This is a genomic window from Streptomyces daliensis (assembly GCF_054782395.1).
In genome coordinates this window covers 1-1,161 of the sequence record NZ_BAAGSO010000064.1, presented here as the reverse complement: position 1 = coordinate 1,161, position 1,161 = coordinate 1, and the positions used below count along the sequence as shown (strand labels likewise).

The 1,161-nt window shown below is 69.8% G+C and carries 2 protein-coding genes; both read right to left on the bottom strand.

The window, feature by feature from the left end; translation table 11 throughout:
- Positions 1-29: 29 nt before the first annotated feature.
- Positions 30-548 (bottom strand): transposase, encoded by a 519-nt coding sequence (locus tag ACYVOO_RS15490; protein ID WP_461016242.1) that lies wholly within the window; start codon positions 546-548, stop codon positions 30-32.
- Positions 476-1,102 carry a winged helix-turn-helix domain-containing protein gene (locus tag ACYVOO_RS15485; RefSeq protein ID WP_461016241.1) on the bottom strand — a complete coding sequence of 209 codons (627 nt, stop codon included), beginning with the start codon at positions 1,100-1,102 and terminating at the stop codon, positions 476-478. The genes ACYVOO_RS15490 and ACYVOO_RS15485 overlap by 73 nt, the downstream gene beginning before the upstream one ends.
- Positions 1,103-1,161: the final 59 nt, after the last annotated feature.

The following is a 1,161-nucleotide window of genomic DNA, read 5'->3' as shown; positions in this document are numbered from 1 at the left end:
TACTGAGTTTTTCGTTAGTTCTGTGGTGGTTAGGGATGGATTGTCAGTCGGGTGTGGGTGAGGAAGGACCACGGGAGGTGTTCGGTGGAGCAGACCCGGCGGATGCCGCGTTCGGCCGCGTCGGCGACGTCCGCGAGGTGGTCGCCGGCGAGGTTGGCCAGTTCGCGGGTCTTGATGGCCGACCACAGCCCTTCGACCGGGTTGAGTTCGGGTGCGTAGGCCGGCAGCCGCTCCAGGGTGAGCCAGTCCTGCTCGGCAGCCCAGGCCCGCATGGCCCGGCTCCAGTGGGCCGACAGTCCGTCCCACACCAGCACCACCGGCTCACCGGCGTAGAAGGTCTTGATCTGCTCCAGCACGCCGATCAGGGAAGTGGTGTCGTAGCTGCCCGGCTTGAGGTGGAAGCACAGCCGTGGGCCGCGCCGGGCGTCGGTGGCGTGGTAGCCCAGTGCGGCGGCCATGCTGGCGCGTTTCCAGTTCAGCCGGTGCCGCAGGGTGGGAGTGCGGCCGCGGGGCGCGTAGGTGCGGCGGACCTGGGGCAGCAGCGACACGCCCGACTCGTCGAAGAAGACGAGCCAGGCACGTTTGTTCTCCGCCCCTTTTTGATGCGGGGCCACTCCTGGGCGACCCATCGGGCGATCTCGGCCTCGTCCCGCTCGACGGCCTGCCGCCGGGGCCGCTGCAGGCTCCATCCCAGCCGCCCGGTCAGCAGGCGCCACACCGAGGCACGGGCCAGCGTCACCCCGCACACCCGCTCGATCACCAGACCGACCCGTTCCAGCGTCCACAGGTCCGCCTCGAACCCGTGCGCCTGGGTGCCCTGCTCCAAGGCGGCCCGCACCGTTTCGACCTGGGCGTCATCCAGCTTCGGCGGCCGGCCGGTGGCGGTCCGGCGCCGCAGGGCCTGGGCCCCGCCCTGCTCCCACAGGCGCTTCCACCGGCGCACGCTCTCCGGGTGCATTCCCACAGCCCGGGCCACCTCGGACGAAGGACGTCTCTGCTCGAACATCTCGGCCGCGCGCAGGCGGCGGGCCTCGGCCAACTGCGGCCGCGTCAACGGCACAACGGAGGCATCAGCAACAACATCCTGCGACTGGGAAGACACCCCAGCATCCTCACACCGCCGACGCCCTTGCACCCACAGAACTAACGAAAAACTCAGTA